Source organism: Microcystis sp. LEGE 08355 (assembly GCF_015207185.1).
GTDB lineage: Bacteria > Cyanobacteriota > Cyanobacteriia > Cyanobacteriales > Microcystaceae > Microcystis > Microcystis panniformis.
Genome location: NZ_JADEXI010000718.1, coordinates 1 through 2,117 on the forward strand (window position 1 = coordinate 1; position 2,117 = coordinate 2,117).

The 2,117-nt window shown below is 47.2% G+C and carries 4 protein-coding genes; all 4 read right to left on the reverse strand.

Going from position 1 to position 2,117, the window contains the following annotated elements; all coding sequences use genetic code 11:
* Positions 1-167: 167 nt before the first annotated feature.
* Entirely contained in the window at positions 168-464 is a 297-nt protein-coding gene (locus IQ242_RS23265) for a DUF1816 domain-containing protein (RefSeq protein ID WP_193961585.1), read from the reverse strand.
* 112 nt (positions 465-576) lie between these two features.
* Positions 577-1,443, reverse strand: a complete 867-nt coding sequence (gene rlmB / locus IQ242_RS23270) for a 23S rRNA (guanosine(2251)-2'-O)-methyltransferase RlmB (RefSeq protein ID WP_193961586.1) — start codon at positions 1,441-1,443, stop codon at positions 577-579.
* 45 nt (positions 1,444-1,488) lie between these two features.
* Positions 1,489-1,905 carry a Mini-ribonuclease 3 gene (locus IQ242_RS23275; protein WP_002741322.1) on the reverse strand — a complete coding sequence of 139 codons (417 nt, stop codon included), beginning with the start codon at positions 1,903-1,905 and terminating at the stop codon, positions 1,489-1,491.
* 3 nt (positions 1,906-1,908) lie between these two features.
* Positions 1,909-2,117 (reverse strand): STAS domain-containing protein (locus tag IQ242_RS23280; protein ID WP_228021177.1); only part of this gene is annotated, 209 nt, incomplete at its 5' end.

Genomic DNA, 2,117 nt, shown 5'->3' on the forward strand with positions numbered 1-2,117 from the left:
CCCCACACCCTGCCACCACCGAAAAGCTTTTTCAGCAAACCCTACTTAGTTTCTAGCCTTCTTTTTCGGTAGGAGAATCGCCGAATCCTTTCTTGGAGCCTTTTGCCTTTTGCCTGTTGCCTGTTGCCTTCAGAAGCTGATTACTGATTACTGATTACTGAAAGTCGTTAAGAAGCTTGACTGCGTAAGACCTTTAGGGTATTCAGGAGCTTGCTTTCTTCTTTTTCCTCAAAAATAGTTAAATCTTTCGGTTTACAACGTTTTATATCCAATTTAATCCCCTGCGCTCCTTCTGTTTTCAAATCTTCTTCGTAACCAGCTTGAGCGACTTCAGCCTCGTCTTTAGCGAGAAAAGGACCGAAATAATAAGTACATCTGGGATAGTCGGTTTTAATCTCGACCCAGTAGGCTAATCCGAACCTTTCCAGTAAGCTAATCAAAAATTCTTTCATCTCGTTCCCCATCTAAATCTACTCTGGTGGTTTTGTTACGTTCGTTTACATTTCGCAAACTTCCTTCCTATTTTATTTATACTTTCTCCTTTTGGCTATTGGGAGTGTCGAAAAATACAGATTTTCAGTCGGGGGAATTTTGCCAGCGTTGACGGTAAACCTCGTAAAGAGCCATAGCCGCCGCCACCGAAGCATTGAGACTGGGGGTTTTGCCTGCCAAAGGGATAGATACCAACTCATCGCAGGACTTTTGGGTTAGCAGACTCAAACCCTCTCCCTCCGAACCTACCACCAATCCTATCGCACCCGTTAAATTGATTGTGTGTAAAGATTTACCAGTTTTTGCCGCCGTGCCGTAGAGCCAAAAACCGGCCGCTTTTAATTCCTCTAAAGCACGATTGAGATTAACCACCCTGGCCACAGGTAAATATTCCAGGGCCCCCGCCGCCACTTTCATCACCGTCGATGTCACCCCGGCGGCGCGACGTTGGGGAATAACTACCCCCTGACAACCCATAGCTTCAGCGGTGCGAATAATTGCCCCAAGGTTATGGGGATCCGTAATCCCTTCAGCGATGACGATGACGGGGTGGCGACTTTTGCCCTTAGCTTTTTCGATCAGATCGGCTAATTCGATATAATCATAGGGGGACATCTGGGCGGCGATTCCCTGATGATTGGCCTTATTGGTAATCTGATCGAGACGCAGATCGTCCACCTCATCAATTACCGTACCGTTGGCTTTGGCTTTTTCCAAGAGGGTATGATAACGGGGATCGTAACGGAGTCGATTGACCACCCAAATCCGATTTAGTTGGCGCTCCTCCTCCATGGCTGTTAAAACCACCCGGCGACCGTAGAGCAGATCATCAGCTTCTTGGTTTTCTGGAGTTACTGCCGGGGATTTAGCCAGAATTGGCCCAGTTTTTGACCGCAAGGGCCGGCGAGAATTACGATTATCGGACTTGTCACGAAATGGTCGATCGCTCATGATTGCATGGATTAATAAAAGGGGGTCGGGAATAATACCTGAGGGCTATAATTCTAGTTTTTCTAATAGTTGATGTAATCTTGAGGGGTCTTGCAGATAAAGATAGCCGAACAGGGTTTCTAAACTGCTGGCCTGCTGATAGACTTGGGCTGTCAGACGACGGCGTTTTCCCGTGACCGCATTGCGTCCCCGGCGCAGAATTTCTTTTTCTTGGTCTGTCAGATAGGGCTGCAGTTGTGCTAAATCTAAAGCCTGTTGTTCGGCCCTGACTTTGCCCACCACCTGAGCGTGATAGTCTCCCAGACGCTGGGGCGGCAGTAAATAATAGGTGCGGATGTATAATTCATAAACAGCATCCCCCAGATAGGCCAGGGAAGCGGGCGATAATCGGTCAAGACCCTCTAGGATTGGTGAACCCTCGCCATTGACCTGTAAGCGAATTTTTTCGAGAGGAGATTCCACGATTTACGCTTTTTCTAGATATTTGATCGCCGCTTCTAGGGTGGGTTGCAGGGAAAAAAACTTCTCCAATCGCACCAGTTTTACGGTTTGAGTTACCCGGGGATTGGTAACAATTTGTAAACTGCCCCCTTCGGTTTTGGCCTTTTTCACCAATTTTACTAAAGCCCCTAAACCGGAGCTATCGATAAAATCAATCTGAGCGAGGCTAATAA